The 17,110-nt window shown below is 74.2% G+C and carries 15 protein-coding genes; 9 read left to right on the top strand and 6 right to left on the bottom strand.

The window, feature by feature from the left end:
* Window positions 1-42 precede the first annotated feature (42 nt).
* The 9 genes from lepB (at window position 43) to ACP7CD_RS01085 (ending at window position 8,654) form a co-directional block, all read left to right on the top strand.
* A complete protein-coding gene (lepB, locus tag ACP7CD_RS01125) occupies window positions 43-948 on the top strand; it encodes a signal peptidase I (protein WP_232035286.1) in 906 nt (301 codons plus the stop codon).
* The gene (locus ACP7CD_RS01120; protein WP_426118511.1) at window positions 938-1,711 is read left to right on the top strand and encodes a ribonuclease HII; all 774 of its coding nucleotides are present in this window, start codon (window positions 938-940) and stop codon (window positions 1,709-1,711) included. The genes lepB and ACP7CD_RS01120 overlap by 11 nt, the downstream gene beginning before the upstream one ends.
* Window positions 1,708-2,052: a DUF2469 domain-containing protein gene (locus ACP7CD_RS01115; RefSeq protein WP_144836305.1), complete on the top strand. Its 345-nt coding sequence runs from the start codon at window positions 1,708-1,710 to the stop codon at window positions 2,050-2,052. The genes ACP7CD_RS01120 and ACP7CD_RS01115 overlap by 4 nt, the downstream gene beginning before the upstream one ends.
* Window positions 2,053-2,164: 112 nt before the next feature.
* Complete coding sequence (locus ACP7CD_RS01110; RefSeq protein ID WP_017833749.1) at window positions 2,165-2,533, top strand: YraN family protein; 369 nt, start codon at window positions 2,165-2,167, stop codon at window positions 2,531-2,533.
* Window positions 2,534-2,623: 90 nt separating this feature from the next.
* Window positions 2,624-3,880, top strand: a complete 1,257-nt coding sequence (locus ACP7CD_RS01105; RefSeq protein ID WP_426118508.1) for a hypothetical protein — start codon at window positions 2,624-2,626, stop codon at window positions 3,878-3,880.
* A 168-nt stretch (window positions 3,881-4,048) separates the two neighbouring features.
* A complete protein-coding gene (locus ACP7CD_RS01100) occupies window positions 4,049-5,620 on the top strand; it encodes a YifB family Mg chelatase-like AAA ATPase (protein ID WP_426118506.1) in 1,572 nt (523 codons plus the stop codon).
* A 52-nt stretch (window positions 5,621-5,672) separates the two neighbouring features.
* Window positions 5,673-6,881, top strand: coding sequence for a DNA-processing protein DprA (gene dprA / locus ACP7CD_RS01095; RefSeq protein ID WP_426118505.1), 1,209 nt, complete (start codon window positions 5,673-5,675; stop codon window positions 6,879-6,881).
* A gap of 9 nt (window positions 6,882-6,890) precedes the next feature.
* Complete coding sequence (locus ACP7CD_RS01090) at window positions 6,891-7,841, top strand: tyrosine recombinase XerC (RefSeq protein WP_426118503.1); 951 nt, start codon at window positions 6,891-6,893, stop codon at window positions 7,839-7,841.
* Window positions 7,842-8,150: 309 nt separating this feature from the next.
* Window positions 8,151-8,654 (top strand): DUF3145 domain-containing protein, encoded by a 504-nt coding sequence (locus tag ACP7CD_RS01085; protein ID WP_031283140.1) that lies wholly within the window; start codon window positions 8,151-8,153, stop codon window positions 8,652-8,654.
* Window positions 8,655-8,792: 138 nt separating this feature from the next.
* Here the strand turns inward: ACP7CD_RS01085 and ACP7CD_RS01080 are convergent, their stop codons facing one another.
* The 6 genes from ACP7CD_RS01080 to aceE all read right to left on the bottom strand — a co-directional run bounded on the left by ACP7CD_RS01080 (window position 8,793) and on the right by aceE (window position 16,914).
* The gene (locus ACP7CD_RS01080) at window positions 8,793-10,052 is read right to left on the bottom strand and encodes a beta-ketoacyl-[acyl-carrier-protein] synthase family protein (RefSeq protein WP_426118501.1); all 1,260 of its coding nucleotides are present in this window, start codon (window positions 10,050-10,052) and stop codon (window positions 8,793-8,795) included.
* Window positions 10,053-10,163: 111 nt separating this feature from the next.
* Window positions 10,164-10,409 carry an acyl carrier protein gene (locus ACP7CD_RS01075; RefSeq protein WP_017833742.1) on the bottom strand — a complete coding sequence of 82 codons (246 nt, stop codon included), beginning with the start codon at window positions 10,407-10,409 and terminating at the stop codon, window positions 10,164-10,166.
* Window positions 10,410-10,617: 208 nt separating this feature from the next.
* On the bottom strand, window positions 10,618-11,685 hold the full coding sequence (locus ACP7CD_RS01070; protein ID WP_095650539.1) for a beta-ketoacyl-ACP synthase III: 1,068 nt from the start codon (window positions 11,683-11,685) through the stop codon (window positions 10,618-10,620).
* Between the two features lie 111 nt (window positions 11,686-11,796).
* Window positions 11,797-12,711 carry an ACP S-malonyltransferase gene (locus tag ACP7CD_RS01065; protein ID WP_095650538.1) on the bottom strand — a complete coding sequence of 305 codons (915 nt, stop codon included), beginning with the start codon at window positions 12,709-12,711 and terminating at the stop codon, window positions 11,797-11,799.
* Between the two features lie 78 nt (window positions 12,712-12,789).
* A complete protein-coding gene (locus tag ACP7CD_RS01060) occupies window positions 12,790-14,064 on the bottom strand; it encodes a PucR family transcriptional regulator (protein ID WP_035929850.1) in 1,275 nt (424 codons plus the stop codon).
* 111 nt (window positions 14,065-14,175) lie between these two features.
* Window positions 14,176-16,914 (bottom strand): pyruvate dehydrogenase (acetyl-transferring), homodimeric type, encoded by a 2,739-nt coding sequence (gene aceE, locus ACP7CD_RS01055; protein WP_284563632.1) that lies wholly within the window; start codon window positions 16,912-16,914, stop codon window positions 14,176-14,178.
* Window positions 16,915-17,110: the final 196 nt, after the last annotated feature.

Below are 17,110 nucleotides of genomic sequence, written 5' to 3'. Positions count from 1 at the left end.
ATCCGGACGCCCACAGGCGTCCGCCCAGGAAGGACGAGAGCAGTGGCCGACAGGACCCAGCCCGCCGGCGACGGCGTGCCCCAGGAGAACCACGGCGTCCCCGGTGACGCCGCCGTTCCCGTCCCGGCAGCGCCCACCGCCGACGCGGAGCGCGCCACCGCACCCCTCGACGGCGCCGAGGACGGGCAGGACCAGGCGTCGTCGCGCCGCGCGGGGCGGCGGTCCTCCGACCGGCGCTCCCGCAAGAAGCGCCCCGACACCTTCTGGGGCTCGGCGCGGGAGATCCTCCTCGTGCTGGTCTGGGCCGTGCTCATCGCCTTCGTCGTGAAGACCCTGCTGGTGCGGGGGTTCTACATCCCCTCCGGCTCGATGGAGAACACCCTCCAGCTCAACGACCGCATCTTCGTCAACGTGCTCGAGCCCACCTTCGGCCCGCTCGAGCGCGGGGACATCGTGGTCTTCGAGGACGCCAAGGGCTGGCTGCCGGCCCAGCCCGACAGCGGGGGCGGGCCGACCGACGCCGTCTACGACGCCCTGGCCTTCGTCGGCGTGCTGCCCGATCGCACCGACCAGCACCTCATCAAGCGCGTCATCGGGGTCGGGGGCGACACCGTGGCGTGCTGCGACGCCTCGGGGCGGGTCACCGTCAACGGGGAGGCCCTCGAGGAGCAGGACGCTTACCTCCACCCCGGGTCCGCGCCCTCGGAGCTCGAGTTCGAGGTCGAGGTCCCCGAGAACCACTACTTCGTGCTGGGCGACCACCGGGACGCGTCCGCCGACGCCCGGGTGCACCTGGCCGAGATCGCGGACAACGGCGCGTTCATCAGCCACGACGACGTCGTCGGGACCGCGTTCGTCATCGCCTGGCCGCTGGACCGGTTCCAGCTGCTGCAGAACCCGGACGAGGTCTTCGCCGACGTCGCCGACCGGTCCGCCGGTGGCTCCTGAGCCCCGGCCGGGCCGGCGCGCGGCGCCGCCCCGGGGCGGGGCCCCGGGGCTCGTCGTCGAGCGGTCCCTGCAGGAGCCGGACGGGCGCCTCGTCGGCGGGATGGACGAGGTGGGCCGCGGGGCCCTCGCCGGACCCGTCACCGCCGGGCTGGTCGTCCTGCGACCCGGGACCGGGCGCGGGGTCCCCGGGCTGCGGGACAGCAAGCTGCTCACCCCTGCACGGCGAGAGGCGCTCGTCCCCCGCATCCTCGCCTGGTGCGCGGCCGCCGGCGTCGGCCACGCCTCGCCGCAGGAGATCGACGGACTCGGGCTGACGGCCGCGCTGCGCCTGGCCGGACACCGGGCGATCGCGGCCGCGGCGCGGCGGGGGACGCCGCCCGACGTCGTGCTCCTCGACGGCGCGCACGACTGGCTCTCGGAGCCCGGCGCCGGGACGCTCTTCGGCGACCCCCCGCCCGCGGCGGACGACCTCCCGGTGCACGGGTGGGAAGGACAGGTCGTGACCCGCGTCAAGGCCGACCTGACGTGCGCATCCGTCGCCGCCGCCAGCGTGCTCGCGAAGGTCGAGCGGGACCGGGTCATGGGCGAGCTCTCCGTGGGCTGGCCGCAGTACGGTTGGGACAGCAACAAGGGCTACGGCGCCGTCCGGCACCGCCGCGCCCTCGAGGAGCACGGGACCACGCCGCACCACCGGCTCAGCTGGCGGCTCACGCAGGCGCCGCCCGCGGCCGCGCCGAGCACGATCGGAGACGGGACGACATGAGCGCCGAAGAACTCGAGAACTTCGAGACGGACCTCGAGCTGCAGCTGTACCGCGAGTACCGGGACGTCGCCGGGCTGTTCCAGTTCGTGGTGGAGACGGACCGCCGCTTCTATCTGGCCAACTCGGTCCGGGTCGAGCCGGTCGAGACGAAGAACGGGCTGTACTTCGACGTGGAGCTCAAGGACGCGTGGGTGTGGGACGTCTACCGCTCCGCCCGCTTCGTGAAGCACGTGCACGTCATGAGCTTCAAGGACGTCAACGTGGAGGAGCTCGCCCACGCGGACCCCTTCGCGGTGCCGGGCGCCGCCGGGCCCGTGCCGGAGGGGCCCGCGACCTCCTGATCCGCCCTGCACACGGCCCCTGGGGCCACTCGGCGGGGGACCGGCGGGGCGCACGATGAGGGCACCCGACCGGCCGCCGCCGGGACGGCGCCGCCGAGCAGGGAGGTGTCCCGTGTCCGAGGGACTGGGCGCGCGCGGCGAGCTGCTGGCGGCCGCCCACCTCGAGGCGCGGGGGTACCGCGTCCTGGAGCGCAACTGGCGCGCACGGCCCTCCCGGGACGGACTGCGGGGGGAGGCCGACCTCGTCGCGGAGCACGAGGGCTGGGTGGTCGTCGTCGAGGTGAAGACCCGCTCGAGCCTGCGGTACGGGCATCCGTTCGAGTCCATTACGCGGCAGAAGATCGTCCGTCTGCACCGCCTGGCGGCCGCCTGGGCGCGGGCCCACGACCGCGACCCCCGGGTGGTCAGGGTCGATGCCGTTGCAATTACTTTCGCACACGGCGGAGGACCGGAGATCGAGGTCCTGCGGCAGATCCAATGAGACGCGGCGCGCCCGGGCCCGCGTGACATGCCTCGTGCGACGTGCCAATGTTGAACCGTCGATGACCGGGAGTAACGACGGAGGTGTGCTGTGGTCGCTGCGGGACCGCTCGCCGCTCCACGACGCGCTGCGGCTCTCGCGGCGGCTGTCGCGCTGACCGCCACCGGGTGCGGCGTGCTGAAGGCCCCGGAGCCCGACGCGATCGCGCAGCCGGGCACCGTGACCACCGCGCCCAGCGGTCTCAGCCCGGGCCCGTACGCCCTCACCACCGACGAGGGCGCGGTCATCACCTTCGACCTGCCCACCGTGCCGGCCCCCGACGACGACGTCGAGCAGCTGCGGCGGGACCTGAACGTGGAGCCGGTGGTCTACGTGGAGCTGCACATCGACAACACCGAGGGCACCCGCACCGTCCAGATCGACGACCTCAAGGTGATCAGCCACGAGGGCGGGCAGTTCCCGTTCGAACCGGTCGCCGAGGTCCTCTCCGACTGGGACCCCAACCGGTCCGGGGAGGGCGGCTTCTGGGGCGCCGACGGCTCCCCCCTCGACCCGCAGGAGGGCGCCCGGCTCGACGCCCGCACGCACGAGCTGATCGCCCAGTACACCGGTGCCGTCCCGGTCGGCGCCACGGGCCGGGAGCTCATGGTCGGCGACTTCGAGAAGCTGCCGAAGACCTTCGACGACATCGAGCTGTCCCCGTACCCCAACGACCGGTCACAGGACCCCGCCCCGGTCGGGCACGGGCCCGAGCAGCGCCAGTACCGGGCCGGGGTGCCGAAGCCGGCGCCCCGGGAGCGGATCGAGGCGGAGCCGGCGCCGGCACCGGCGGCACCGGAACCCGCCCGTCCCGCCGCGCAGCCGCCTCGCGTGCCTGCCGCGCCGGTGCCTGCCGAACCCGCACCGGCCCCCGAGCCCGAGCCGGCGGCGCCGCAGCCGCCGGTGGAACCGGCGAACCCCCAGCAGCCGGTGGACCCGGTGATCCCTCCCGTCGTCCCTCCCGTGGAGCCGACGCCGGAGCCCACGCCGACGCCCGTTCCCCCGGTCACGCCACCGCCGGAGGAGACCATGCCTCCCGCCGAGAACCCCGACAGGGGCGAGGTCGCCACCCCGGGGGCCACCGCCGGCGCCTCGGCCTCGCCCTCGCCGAGCACCTCCAGGCGCTGGAACTGGCCCCCGCGCCCGGAGTCCACGCCGACGCCCGCGCCGTCGACCTCGACCACCACTCCGTCGCCCGCTCCGTCCCCCACGGCGACACCCACCCCCACGGCCTCCACGGGCGCTCCGTCGCCGGCCGCGACGCCCGGGCCGTCACCCTCGCTCCCCAGCGGGGCCGAACTGGCCTGAGCCGGCGGACTTCTCCACCGTCGGGCGGGCGGCACCGCCGCGCTCCGCCGGCACGGCGCAGTCTGGGAACCAGGAGGTTCCCATGCACCGTCGTCGTTCCCTTCCGTTCCCCGTCCCCGGGCGCCGCCGCCCCCGGGATCCCGTCGCGCCCGCCACCGGGGTGCGCTGATGGGCTTCGCACGCACCTGGGCGGTGGCCCTGGTCGGGCTCGACGGGTCGATGGTGGAGGTCGAGGCGGACATCGGGCAGACCCTGCCCGCCTTCTCCATCGTGGGGCTGCCGGACGCCGCGCTCAACGAGGCGAGGGAACGGCTGCGGGCGGCGGCGCGCAACAGCGGGATGCCCCTGAGCCCGCGCAAGCTCACGGTCAATCTGACCCCCGCGACGCTGCCCAAGCGGGGATCCCTCTTCGACCTCGCCATCGTGATGAGCGCCCTGCAGGCCGCCGGTGACGTACCTGCGACCGGACGGACCGTCTTCCTGGCCGAACTGGGCCTGGACGGGGCGCTGCGGCCGGTGCGCGGCATCCTGCCGGCGGTCATGGCCGCCGTGCGCGCCGGGCACGAGCGGATCGTCGTTCCGGCGGCCAACGCGGCGGAGGCGGGGCTGGTCCCCGGCGCACGGGTGGAGGGCTTCAGCTGCCTCGCCGACGTGCTCGCCGGCGCCGGGGCCGATCCCGCCGATCTGTGCCGGCCGGCATCTGCCGGGTCCGTCCCGGGCGGGGCGGCGCCGGGCGGGTCCGGGACGGACAGCGTGGGGACCCACCCCGCACGCCGCGCCGCACCGGATCTCGCCGACGTCGCCGGGCAGGCCGACGGGCGCCTGGCCCTGGAGATCGCCGCCGCCGGCGGGCACCACCTGCTCATGGTGGGCCCGCCCGGATCCGGCAAGACGATGCTCGCCGAGCGGCTCCCGGGCCTGCTGCCGGATCTCGAGGACGACGCCGCCATGGAGGTGACGGCCGTCCACTCGCTCAACGGGGCCGCCGGGCGGTGCACGGCCCTGATCCGGCGCCCTCCGTTCGAGGCGCCGCACCACACCGCCTCGGCGGCCGCCCTGTTCGGGGGCGGGTCCGGGATCCCGCGCCCCGGTGCCGCCTCCCGGGCGCACCGCGGTGTCCTGTTCCTCGACGAGGCCCCCGAGTTCGACCGCGGGGTCGTCGACGCGCTTCGCCAGCCCCTCGAGAACGGCCGGGTCGTGATCGACCGGTCCACGGCCTCGGCGGTCTATCCGGCCCGCTTCCAGCTGGTGCTCGCGGCGAACCCCTGCCCGTGCGGGCAGGCCGGGGGCCGCGGCGCCGACTGCACGTGCACCCCACGGATGCGCCGCAGCTACTTCGGCAAGCTGAGCGGTCCGCTGCTGGACCGGGTGGACCTGCAGATCGCGGTGCCGAAGGTCTCCTACGGCGAGCTCGCCGCCGGGGCGGAGCAGGGGGAGAGCACGGCGGAGGTCGCCGTGCGCGTGGCCCGGGCGCGGGCGGCCCAGGCGGAGCGTCTGCGCGGCCTCGGGCTGCGCACGAACGCCGAGCTCGGGGGCAGCCTCCTGCACGGCGCCCTGCGTCCCCCGCGCCCGGTCACCGCCCCGCTGGAGCGGGCCATGGACCGAGGCTCGCTGACCGCCCGAGGGCACCAGCGGGTGCTCCGGGTCGCCTGGACGCTGGCCGACCTGGAGGGCCGGGGCGTCCCGGTGCTCGACGACGTCGACACCGCGCTGTACTTCCGCTCCCTCGTCCCGGCCTGAGCGCCGCCGCATCCGCCCCGTCCCGTCCCGTCCACGACAGGAAGGCCCCGCCATGCACTCCGCCCCGCCCGGCACACGCCCCGGCCACGACCCGCTGCTGCTGGCCCGCGCCGGGCTGTCCCGGCTCGTGGAGCCGACCGACGCCACCGCCATGCTGCTGCTGGCGGTGCTCGGACCGGTCGCCGCGCTCGAGATCGCCACGGGGACGCGCCCCATCGGCGCCGGGGAGCACCCGGTGTTCGTGCGGGCGGCCGCCGAGGCCGGGTACGGTCCCCGGCAGGTCGACCTCCGGCGCGCCCTGGCCCGCTGGGCGCCCCGGGCGGCGGACCTCGACCCCTCCGCCGACCTGGGGATCGCTGCCCGGGCGGGAGCGTGGTTCGCGATCCCCGAGGACCCCGATTGGCCGGCGGCGCTGGCCGACCTGGGCCTGTTCCAGCCGGTGGGCCTGTGGGGCCGCGGCGACCGGCGGCTCCTCGGCTTCCCCGCCGCCCGCTCCGTCGCCGTCGTCGGCTCCCGGGACTGCTCGACCTACGGCCGGCAGGTCGCCCTGGACATCGCCGGCGCCCTGGCCGCCCGCAGCTGGACGGTGGTATCCGGCGGTGCCCACGGCATCGACCAGGCCGCCCACTCGGCCGCGCTGGCCACCGGCACCGCGCACCCGCCCACGGTGTCGGTCATGGCGTGCGGGATCGACCGCCTCTATCCTCCGGGCAACCACAAGCTGCTCCACCGAGTCGAGGCCGCCGGGCTGCTGCTGGCCGAGGCCGCCCCCGGGTGCACGCCCAGCCGCTACCGCTTCCTCCAGCGCAACCGGATCATCGCCGCCCTCTCCGCCGGCACGGTGGTGGTCGAGGCCCGGTGGCGGTCCGGGGCGCAGAACACGGCCCACCACGCGGACGGACTCAGCCGCCCGGTGGGCGCGGTGCCCGGCAGCGTCCACGCCGGCACCTCCGCCGGCTGCCATCGGCTGGTGCGGGAGGGCACCGCCGTCCTGGTCACGGACGTCGACGAGGTGCTCGAGCTCGTCCAGCCCCTCGGGACGGCGCCGGCGCCCGACCGCCCCGCCCCGGTCTCCGTCGTCGACGGGCTCTCGGACCGGGACCGCGTGCTCCTCGACGCGCTGCCCCTGAGGGCGCGCAGCCGCCCGGACCACCTGTCCCGCGTCGCCGGCCTGTCCGCCCGCGAGGTGCTGGGCGGGCTGCGCCGGCTCGAGGAGCGCGGCCTGGCGGAGGGGACGGGGGAGGGGTGGCGCCGCCGCTAGAATCGCCGCATGACCTCCGACGCCGCCCCGCTGCCCACGGCCGTGGTCCGGGCCCTGGAGCGGTACACGGACCACCTGGTGCACGAGCTGGCGCGCAGTCCCCGCACCGTGGACGCCTACACGGGCGACCTCCGCGCCCTCTTCACCTGGCTGCACGCCCGGTACGGGGTCGCCGCGCCGGCCGCCGTGGACCTGGAGATGCTCCGGGCCTGGCTGGCCGCCCGGCACGCCGAGGGGGCGGGACGCTCGTCCATGGCCCGCTGGACGGCATCGGTCCGCGGGTTCTTCGGCTGGGCCGCCGGCACCGGCCTGGTGGGCGCCGACCCCAGCCTGCGGCTCGTCGCCCCGCGCCGCCGGCGCCACCTCCCGGACGTCGTCCCCGCCGACGGGATGCGCGAGCTGCTGGACGATCTCGCGGCCCGCTCCACCGAGCCCGGGACCGCAGGGGCGGAGGGCGCGCTCGTCGCCCGGGACCGCGCCCTCCTCGAGCTGCTCTACGCCACCGGTGCGCGGGTGGGCGAGCTCACGGGGGCCGACGTCGACGACGTCGACCGCTCCCGGCGCGTCCTCACGGTGATCGGCAAGGGCGACAAGCAGCGCACGGTGCCCTTCGGCCGCCCCGCCGACGACGCGCTGCAGCTCTGGCTGGCCCGCCGGCCCGTGCTGGCCGCGGCGGGCAGCGGGCCGGCGCTGTTCCTCGGCTCCCGGGGCGGCCGGATCGACGCCCGCCAGGTCCGGCGCGTCGTGGAGCGGGAGCTCGGCACCGTCCCCGACACCGCCGCCCGGGGGCCGCACGCCCTGCGCCACTCGGCGGCCACGCATCTCGTGGACGGCGGCGCCGACCTGCGCACGGTGCAGGAGCTGCTGGGGCACGCCTCCGTGGCGACCACCCAGATCTACACGCACGTCTCCGTGGACCGCCTGGGAACCGTCTACCGACAGGCCCACCCCCGGGCCTGACGTGCGCCGGGGCGGAGGATCGCGGAGCAACACGGCGTCCCGGGTTGACGCCCGTGGAATGTTTGCAGTTGAATGAGTGGCGTATTGTACTCGACGTCCCGGACACGGCAACACGCTCGGAGCCGGCCGGAACGACGGGTGCGGCACCCGGGCGACCGGACGCCGCGCGGGCCTCGAATCCCCGCGGCGGGACGCGAGCCCGGACAACAGCATCGTCCGGTCGCGGCACGCTCGCCGCGGCCCGACGGGTGGGACCGCTTCCGTGCAGGGCGTTGGGGAAGACGTACCTACACGACGGAGGAACAGGTCATGTCTGCACCCACCACGCGCGGAGTGCTCTACGTGCACTCGGCTCCGCGAGCGCTGTGCCCGCACATCCAGTGGGCGCTGGAGTCGGTCGCGCGCCAGCGCACCGAGCTCGAGTGGACCCAGCAGAACGCCGAGCCCGGTTCCGTGCGCGCCGAGCTGGAGTGGTCCGGACCCGCGGGGACCGGCGCCCTCCTCGCCTCGGCGCTGCGCACGATGGGCCGCCTCCGGTTCGAGGTCACCGAGAACCCGTGCCGCGGCCACGACGGCGCCCGCTGGTCCTTCACCCCCGACCTCGGGATCTTCCACGCGACCACGGACGCCGCCGGCAACATCATGGTCTCCGAGGACCGGATCCGCTACGCCTACGAGACGGCGGCCGGCAACCCGCTGCTCGTCATCAACGAGCTCTCCCTCGCCCTGGGGGAGGCCTGGGACGAGGAGCTCGAGCCCTTCCGGCACGCCGCGGAGGGCGCCCCGGTGCGCTGGCTGCACCGCGTCGGCTGAGCCCCCGCGGCCCCTCCCCGCCTCCGGGGGCACGGGGCCCGCAGCGCGCAAGAGGGCCGTCCCGCGATCAGCGGGACGGCCCTCTTGCGTGCGTCCGAACGGTCTGCGCCCGACGGTGCGGGCGCGGCGGGCGTGCGCTCAGACGGTGCGGAACGCGGCGACCGCGTTGTGGCCGCCGAAGCCGAAGGAGTTGGACACGGCCACGAAGTCCCCGGAGGGAAGGTCGCGGGCGTCGGTGACGACGTCGAGGTCGATCTCCGGGTCCTGGTTCTCCAGGTTGATGGTGCAAGGCGCGGTGCGGTGGTGGACGGCGAGCACGGTGAGCACGGCCTCGACGGCGCCCGAGCCGCCCAGGATGTGGCCCGTCATCGACTTGGTCGCCGAGACGCACATGTCGTCCACCGCCGAGCCGAACGCCCGGCGCAGGGCGCCGGCCTCGGGGGCGTCGCCCTTGGGCGTGGACGTCGCGTGGGCGTTGACGTGCTTGACGTCGGCCGGACCGAACTCCCCGGTCTCCATGGCCTCCGCGAGGGCGCGGGCCGCCCCGCGGCCCTCCTCGTCGGGCGCGGTGATGTGGTAGGCGTCCGAGGTGAGGCCGGCGCCGGCGAGCTCGGCGTAGATCCGTGCGCCGCGGGCGCGGGCGTGCTCCTCCGACTCGAGGACCACGGCGCCGGCGCCCTCGCCCATCACGAACCCGTCGCGGGCCGTGTCGTAGGGGCGGGAGGCGCGCTCCGGCTCGTCGTTGCGCTTCGACAGCGCCTGCATGGAGGCGAACGCCGCGATGGTCACGGGGTGGATCGCGGACTCGGCGCCGCCCACCACCACGAGGTCCGCCTTGCCGGAGCGGATGAGGTTCATGCCCTGGTAGAAGGCCTCCGTGCCGGAGGCGCACGCGGAGACGGGCGTGATGGACGCGGCCCGGGCCTTGAGGTCCATGCCCACGGCCGCCGCGTTGCCGTTGGGCATCAGCATGGGGACGGTGAGGGGCATGACGCGCCGGGCGCCGCGCTTCTGGAGGGTGTCGTAGGCGTCCAGCAGGGTCCAGACCCCGCCGATGCCGGTGCCGAAGGCCACGGCGAAGCGGTCCGGGTCGACCTCCTCGGAGGTCTCTGCGTTGTTGCCGGAGAAGCCGGCGTCGGTCCACGCCTCGCGGGCGGCGATGACGGACAGCTGCCCGGAGGGGTCCAGACGCTTGGCCTCGACCCGGGAGAGCACCTCGCTGGCGGGGGTCGAGACGGGCGCGGCGATCCGCACGCCCAGATCGTAGGTGTCCACCCAGTCGTGCTCGATGGCTCTGACACCGGAGACGCCCGTGGTGGCGCTGCGCCACAGCTCGGGGACGGTGCCACCGATCGGGGTGGTGGCACCGAGACCGGTGACGACTACTTTGCGGGTCATGACTGCACTTCCTCGTGTCCTGGGGTGATGCGGCGGGCGGCCCGCCCGGTCGCGGGTCGGTGCGGCGCGGCGGATCCTGCGGTCCGCCGCGCCCCGCACCGACCGGCCGGATCAGGCCTGGGCGTTGTCGATGAAGTTGACGGCGTCCTCGACGGTCTTGAGGTTCTTGACCTCTTCGTCGGGGATGGTCACGTCGAACTTCTCCTCGGCGTTGACCACGATGGTCATCATCGAGATGGAGTCGATGTCGAGGTCCTCGGTGAAGGACTTGTCCAGCTGGACGGCCTCGGTCTCGAGGCCGGTCTCCTCGTTGACGATCTCGGCCAGGCCGGTCAGGATTTCCTCTTTGCTCGCCATGGTGGCTTCCTTTCTCTGCGGCTGCCGGAGCAGCCGGTGGTGACGTGCGCCCCGGGCAGGTGCCGGGTGCATCTGTCCCGGTCGGGCCGTGGGCCCGGACCGGGGGACATCGGGTGTGCGGTTCAACCCTACGACGACTCGCAGGGCCCCGCGGCGGCACCGACACGTGAGCAGGACCCCGGGGGCCCGGTCCGCGTGCCGGCGGCGGTCAGGGGAGGACGACGACCTGCGCCCCGTAGACGAGGCCGGCGCCGAAGCCGATCTGCAGCGCCAGCTTCCCGGACAGTTCCGGGTGCTCGGCGAGCAGGCGGTGGGTGGCGAGGGGCACGGACGCGGCGGACGTGTTGCCGGAGTCGGCGATGTCCCGGGCGATGACCACGGACTCGGGGAGCTTGAGCGTCTTGGCCATCTGGTCGATGATCCGCATGTTCGCCTGGTGGGGGATGAAGGCGCTCAGATCCTCGGGCCGCACGCCGGCCACGTCCATGGCCTCCTGTGCGCGCTTGGCGACCTCCCACGAGGCCCAGCGGAAGACCGTCTGCCCGTCCTGGCGCAGGGTCGGCCAGAGGGTGGCGTCCTCGCGCACCGCGCCGGTCTCCGGGTCGAGGAGGTCGGGGGACTGGGCCCGCTCGCGCCCCTGCTCCACCGCCCGGATGTCGGTGAGCGGGTGGGTCATCCGGATGGCGTCCCACTTGGAGCCGTCGGAGCCCCACACGGACGGGCCGATGCCGGGGGTGTCGGAGGGCCCGATGACCACGGCGCCCGCGCCGTCGCCGAGCAGGAAGGAGATGGAGCGCTCGCTGTTGTCGATGACGTCGGAGAGCTTCTCCACGCCGATGACCAGCACGTAGTCGGCCGCGCCCGAGCGGACGAGCGCGTCGGCCTGGGCGACGCCGTAGCAGTAGCCGGCGCAGGCCGCCGAGATGTCGAAGGCCGGTGCCGGGGTGGCGCCCAGGCGGTCCGCCAGGGCCGCGGCGGCGGACGGGGTGAGGTAGGGGAAGGAGATCGTGGAGACGATGACCGCCCCGAGCTGCGAGGCCTCGATGCCGGCGGCGGCCAGCGCCTCGCGGGCGGCGTGCTCGGACATGTCGAGGACGCTCACGTCCTCGGCGGCGCGGTGCCGGGTCCTGATGCCGGTGCGCTGCTGGATCCACTCGTCCGAGGACTCGATCCACTGGCAGACGTCGTCGTTGGTCACGATCACGTCCGGGCGGTAGACGCCCAGGCCGAGGATCCGGGAGTGCGCGTTGGTCTGTTGCTGCTTCAGGGTCACCACAGGGGTCGTTGCTCCTTCGTGCGGCCGGGCGGGACGGACGGGCCGGCTGGGCGGGGCGGAACGGCTGCTCCGGCCTCGGGACGGGCGGCGCACGCGGTGCGCGCGCGGACGTCAGTCAAGAATACTCCTGGCCTGCTCCAGCTCCGCCGCGGAGTTCACGGCCAGGGCCGGGACGCCCTTCATGCCCCGCTTGGCCAGGCCGACGAGGGTGCCCGCCGGCGGGAGCTCGACGAGCTGCTCGACGCCGCGCTCCAGGAGGGTCCGCGTGCACAGGTCCCAGCGCACGGGCCGGCAGACCTGGGCCACGAGCGACTCGAGGTTCGCGGCGCCGCCGCTCACGGGCTCGCCGTCGGCGTTGGAGAGCAGCGGGTGCACGGGGTCGGCGGGCGAGAGCCGGGGGACCAGCTCGTGCAGGGGCTCCAGGGCCGGGGCCATGTGCTCGGTGTGGAAGGCGCCGGCCACCTTGAGGGGGATCACCCGGGCGCGGGCCGGCGGGGCCGCGGCGAGGGCGGCCAGCTGCTCGAGGGTGCCGGCGGCCACGGTCTGCCCGCCCCCGTTGGCGTTGGCGGGCGTCAGGCCCGCGGCCTCGATGGCGGCGAGGACCTCGTCCTCCTTGCCGCCGAGCACGGCGCTCATGCCGGTGGGGACGGCGGCGGCCGCCCGGGCCATGGCGTTGGCCCGGGTGCGCACGAAGGCCATGGCGTCGGCCTCGGTGAGGGCGCCGGCCAGGGCGGAGGCGGTGATCTCACCCACCGAGTGCCCCGCGAAGACCAGGTCGTCCCGGCCGGGGCCGATCCGGTCGCCGAGAAGCCGGCCCGCGACGAGGCCGGCGGCCACGATGAGGGGCTGGGCCACCGCGGTGTCCTTGATGGTGTCCTCGTCGGCCTCGGTGCCGTAGTGCACGAGGTCGAGTCCTGCGGCCTCGCCCAGCTCCTCGAGGTGGGCGCGGACGCCGTCGAGGGCGAGCCATTCGGTGAGGAAGCCGGGTTTCTGGGAGCCCTGTCCGGGGCAGACGATCGCGATCACCGCTACAGCTTCGCAAGGATGGGCCCCCGCGCGGTGGCCCGGAGGCCACCAAGCCCGGCGGCGGTGTTTGTAGGGATGCTACAAGACCGGTCCCACGGCGGGGGCGGAGGTGTCGATGGGGGCGCACGAGTCCGCGAGCCGGCCCGCCACGAGGGCGCAGTGCAGCACGAACGCGTCGCGGGGGACCAGGGGGTCCCAGCCGGTGAGGTCGCTGATCCGGCGCAGCCGGTAGCGCACCGTGTTGGCGTGCACGAACAGCTCCCGGGCGGTGGCCTCGAGGGAGTGGCCGACGGAGACGTAGGCGGACAGGGTCTCCACGAGCCCGGTCGCGGAGCGCGTCAGCGGGCGGTAGACCGACTCGATCATCGCCGTGCGCGCGCTCTCGTCCCCGGCCATGGCCCGCTCCGGCCACAGGTCCTCGGAGTGCACCGGGCGGGGCGCCGCGGGCCAGGCCGGCGCCACGGACAGGGCGGCGTGGGCGAGCCGGGCGGAGCGTCCCGCCGCGAAGACCGTGGGGGACTCCGGGCCGTAGGCCACCGGTCCCGGCCCGAACGCGGCGGCGAGCTTCTCGAGGGCGAGGTCCCGGTCGGACAGCCCTCCGAGGATGAGCACGAGCCGGTCGCCCTGGATGGAGACGAGAGAGTCCTGCGCGTGGCGGCCGGCGAGCCTGCGCAGCCGGGCCACGGTGGACGGGCCGGCGGCCTCGGGCGCGGAGCCCGTGAGCACGGTGACCGGGCCCGTCGAGGCCCAGCCCAGGGCCGCGACGCGGGAGCGCAGCGCGTCGGAGTGCTCCCCCCGGAGGATCCCGTCGACCACGAGGGACTCCAGCCGGGCGTCCCACGACCCGCGGTTCTCGGCGGCGCGGGCGTACACGTCCGCGGCGGCGAAGGCGATCTCCCGCGAGTAGCGCAGCACGGCCTCCCGCAGCGCGGCCTCGTCGTGGTGCTTGGCGAGCTCCGGGACCTTCTCCTCCACGACGTCCACGACGATCCGCAGCAGCTGCAGGGCGTGCTGGAGGGAGATGGAGCGGGTCAGGTCCGTGGGGGCGCCCCGGAAGACCTGGGTGAGCACCCACAGGGGCTCCTCCGGGTCCTCGTACCAGCGCACGAACGAGGAGATGCCCCGCTGGGCCACGAGACCCAGCTCGGAGCGCTCGTCGGCGCGCAGCTCCTCGAACCAGCCGAGGTCCGTCTCGAGCCGGCGGGTCGCGACCGTGGAGATCGCGCCCAGGTTGGCCTTGAGGTTCTCGAGCGTCCTGGGGTGGGGCGGGGCGACGGGACGGTGCCGGTCGGTGGACCGTCTGCGCGAGGGGCGCAGCCAGCGCGTCGTGGTGTTCCCGTCCTGTCCAGCCATGCCTCCGAGCTTAGAGCACCGGATCGCCGCCCCGGACCCGGGGACGACGACGGCGCCCCGCCCACCCGGACGCGGGTGGGCGGGGCGCCGTGGTGCACCGGAGGGCTCGGCTCAGGCGTCGCCGCCCGCGTTGCCGGAGGTGCCGGCGGTGACGTCCTTGAGCGAGTACTTCTCGATCGCCTCGCCGGGAGCGCGCCAGTCGACCTCGCCGCGCTTGGCGAGCATCTCCAGGGCGCGGACCACCATGGAGTGGGAGTCGATCTTGAAGAACCGGCGGGCGCCGGCGCGGGTGTCCGAGAAGCCGAAGCTGTCGGCGCCCAGGGACGCGAACTCGTTCGGGACGAACTGGCGGATCTTGTCCGGCAGGTCCGCGCTGAAGTCCGAGACGGCCACGACCGGGCCCGTGGCCCCGGCCAGCTGCTGGGCCACGAACGGGGTCCGCGTCCCGTCGCCGGGGTTGAGGAACGCCTCCTTCTCGGCGGCCACGCCGTCGCGGCGCAGCTCGACCCACGAGGTCACCGACCACACGTCGGCGGAGACCCCCCAGTCCTCGGCGAGCAGCTTCTGCGCCTCGAGCGCCCACGGCACGGCCACGCCGGAGGCGAGCAGCTGCGCCCGGGGCCCCTCGTTCTCGGCGGGCTTGAGCAGGTAGATGCCCTTGAGGATGCCCTCGACGTCGACGTCCTCCGGCTCGGCCGGCTGCTGGTACGGCTCGTTGTAGACCGTCACGTAGTACATGACGTTGTGGTCCTCGTCGCCCGTGCCGTACATGTGCTCGAGGCCGCGCCGGACGATGTGGGCGATCTCGTAGCCGTACGCGGGGTCGTAGTGGATGACCGCCGGGTTGGTCGCGGCCAGCAGCGGCGAGTGGCCGTCGGCGTGCTGGAGGCCCTCGCCGGTGAGCGTGGTGCGCCCGGCGGTGGCCCCGATGATGAACCCGCGGGTCATCTGGTCGGCGGCGGCCCAGAAGGAGTCGCCGGTGCGCTGGAAGCCGAACATCGAGTAGAAGATGTAGACCGGCACCATCGGCTCGCCGTGGGTGGCGTAGGCGGTGCCCGCGGCGGTGAACGCCGCGACGGAGCCGGCCTCGTTGATCCCCGCGTGCAGGATCTGGCCCTGCGGGGACTCCTTGTAGGCCAGCATCAGCTCGCGGTCCACGGAGAGGTAGTTCTGCCCGTTGGGGTTGTAGATCTTCGCCGTGGGGAAGAACGAGTCCATGCCGAAGGTCCGGGCCTCGTCGGGGACGATGGGCACGATCCGGTGGCCGAACTCCTTCTCCCGCAGGAGGTCCTTCAGGATGCGCACGAAGGCCATGGTGGTGGCCGCCATCTGCTTGCCCGAGCCCTTCTTCGCGGACTTGTACGCGGCGTCCGTGGGCAGCGCGATCTCGTGCTGCTCGTGCGGGCGGTCCGGGACGAAGCCGCCGAGCTCCTTGCGGCGCTCCAGGAGGTACTTGACCTCCGGCGAGTCCTTGCCGGGGTGGTAGTAGGGCGCGCCGTAGAGGTCGCTCTCCAGCTCCTCGTCCGAGATGGGGATGCGCAGCTGGTCGCGGAAGGCCTTGAGGTCCTCCAGGGTCAGCTTCTTCATCTGGTGGGTCGCGTTGCGCGCCTCGAAGTGGCTGCCCAGGCCGTAGCCCTTCACGCCCTGCGCCAGCACCACGGTCGGCTGGCCCTCGTGCTCGGTCGCGGCCTTGTAGGCGGCGTAGACCTTCTGGTAGTCGTGGGCGCCGCGCTTGAGCTCCCAGATCTCGTCGTCGGTCATGTCCGCGACGAGCTCCTTGGTGGCCGGGGACTTGCCGAAGAAGTGGTCGCGGATGAACCCGCCGGACTCGGCCTTGTAGGTCTGGAAGTCGCCGTCGAGGGTCTCGTTCATGATCCGGACCAGCTCGCCGTCCTCGTCCTTGGCGAGCAGCTGGTCCCACTCGCGGCCCCAGAGGACCTTCACGACGTTCCAGCCCGCGCCGCGGAAGAAGGCCTCGAGCTCCTGGACGATCTTGCCGTTGCCGCGCACCGGCCCGTCCAGGCGCTGCAGGTTGCAGTTGATGACGAACGTGAGGTTGTCGAGCTTGTCGTTGGCGGCCAGCTGCAGCAGGCCGCGCGACTCCGGCTCGTCCATCTCGCCGTCGCCCAGGAACGCCCACACGTGCTGCTCCGAGGTGTCCTTGATCCCGCGGTTGTGCAGGTAGCGGTTGAACTGGGCCTGGTAGATCGCGTTCATCGGCCCGATGCCCATGGACACGGTCGGGAACTGCCAGAAGTCGGGCATGGAGCGGGGGTGCGGGTAGGAGGGCAGCCCGTTCGGGGCCTTCGTCTTCTCCTGCCGGAACCCGTCCAGCTGCTCCTCGGTGAGCCGGCCCTCGAGATAGGCGCGCGCGTAGTTGCCGGGGGCCGAGTGGCCCTGCCAGAAGACCTGGTCGCCGCCGCCGGGGTGCTCCGGGCCGCGGAAGAAGTGGTTGAGGCCCACCTCGTAGAGGGTCGCCACACCGGCGTAGGAGGAGATGTGACCACCCACGCCGATCTCCGGGCGCTGGGCCCGGTGCACCATCACGGCGGCGTTCCAGCGCAGGAACGCACGGTAGCGCCGCTCGATCTCCTCGTCGCCCGGGAACTCCGGCTCCTGGTCCACCGGGATCGAGTTCACGTAGTCCGTGGTGGTGACCATCGGCACGCCCACGCTCTTCGCGCCGGCGTGCTGGAGGAGGGCGCGCATGATGTACTGCGCCCGTTCCGTGCCCTGCGTCTCGATCAGGCCCTCGAAGGACTCGATCCACTCCCGGGTCTCCTCGGTGTCGGAGTCCTTCAGGTTGTTGGTCAAGCCACTGAGGATGTGGTGGTTGCTGGATGAAGGCACGTTCAACCTCTCTTCGTCGAGTTGTCCGACGGATCCCGGGCGGGTGCGCGCGCGAGGGCGCGGCCGGGACGTCCGACAGTCTCAAAATACCCGTTGCCCGTTCCGCTGTCCGAACGCCACCCGGAAGGGGCGGACGTCCGGGAACCGGGCCCGTCGTGCGGATCGCGCCGCCGGGGCCGTCTCGGGCGTACGGGGT

Origin of the sequence: Kocuria sp. LHG3120 (assembly GCF_049897445.1) — a bacterium.
GTDB lineage: Bacteria > Actinomycetota > Actinomycetes > Actinomycetales > Micrococcaceae > Kocuria > Kocuria rosea.
The sequence above is the reverse complement of the archived record's forward strand: the minus strand, read 5'-3'. Positions and strand labels throughout refer to the sequence as shown.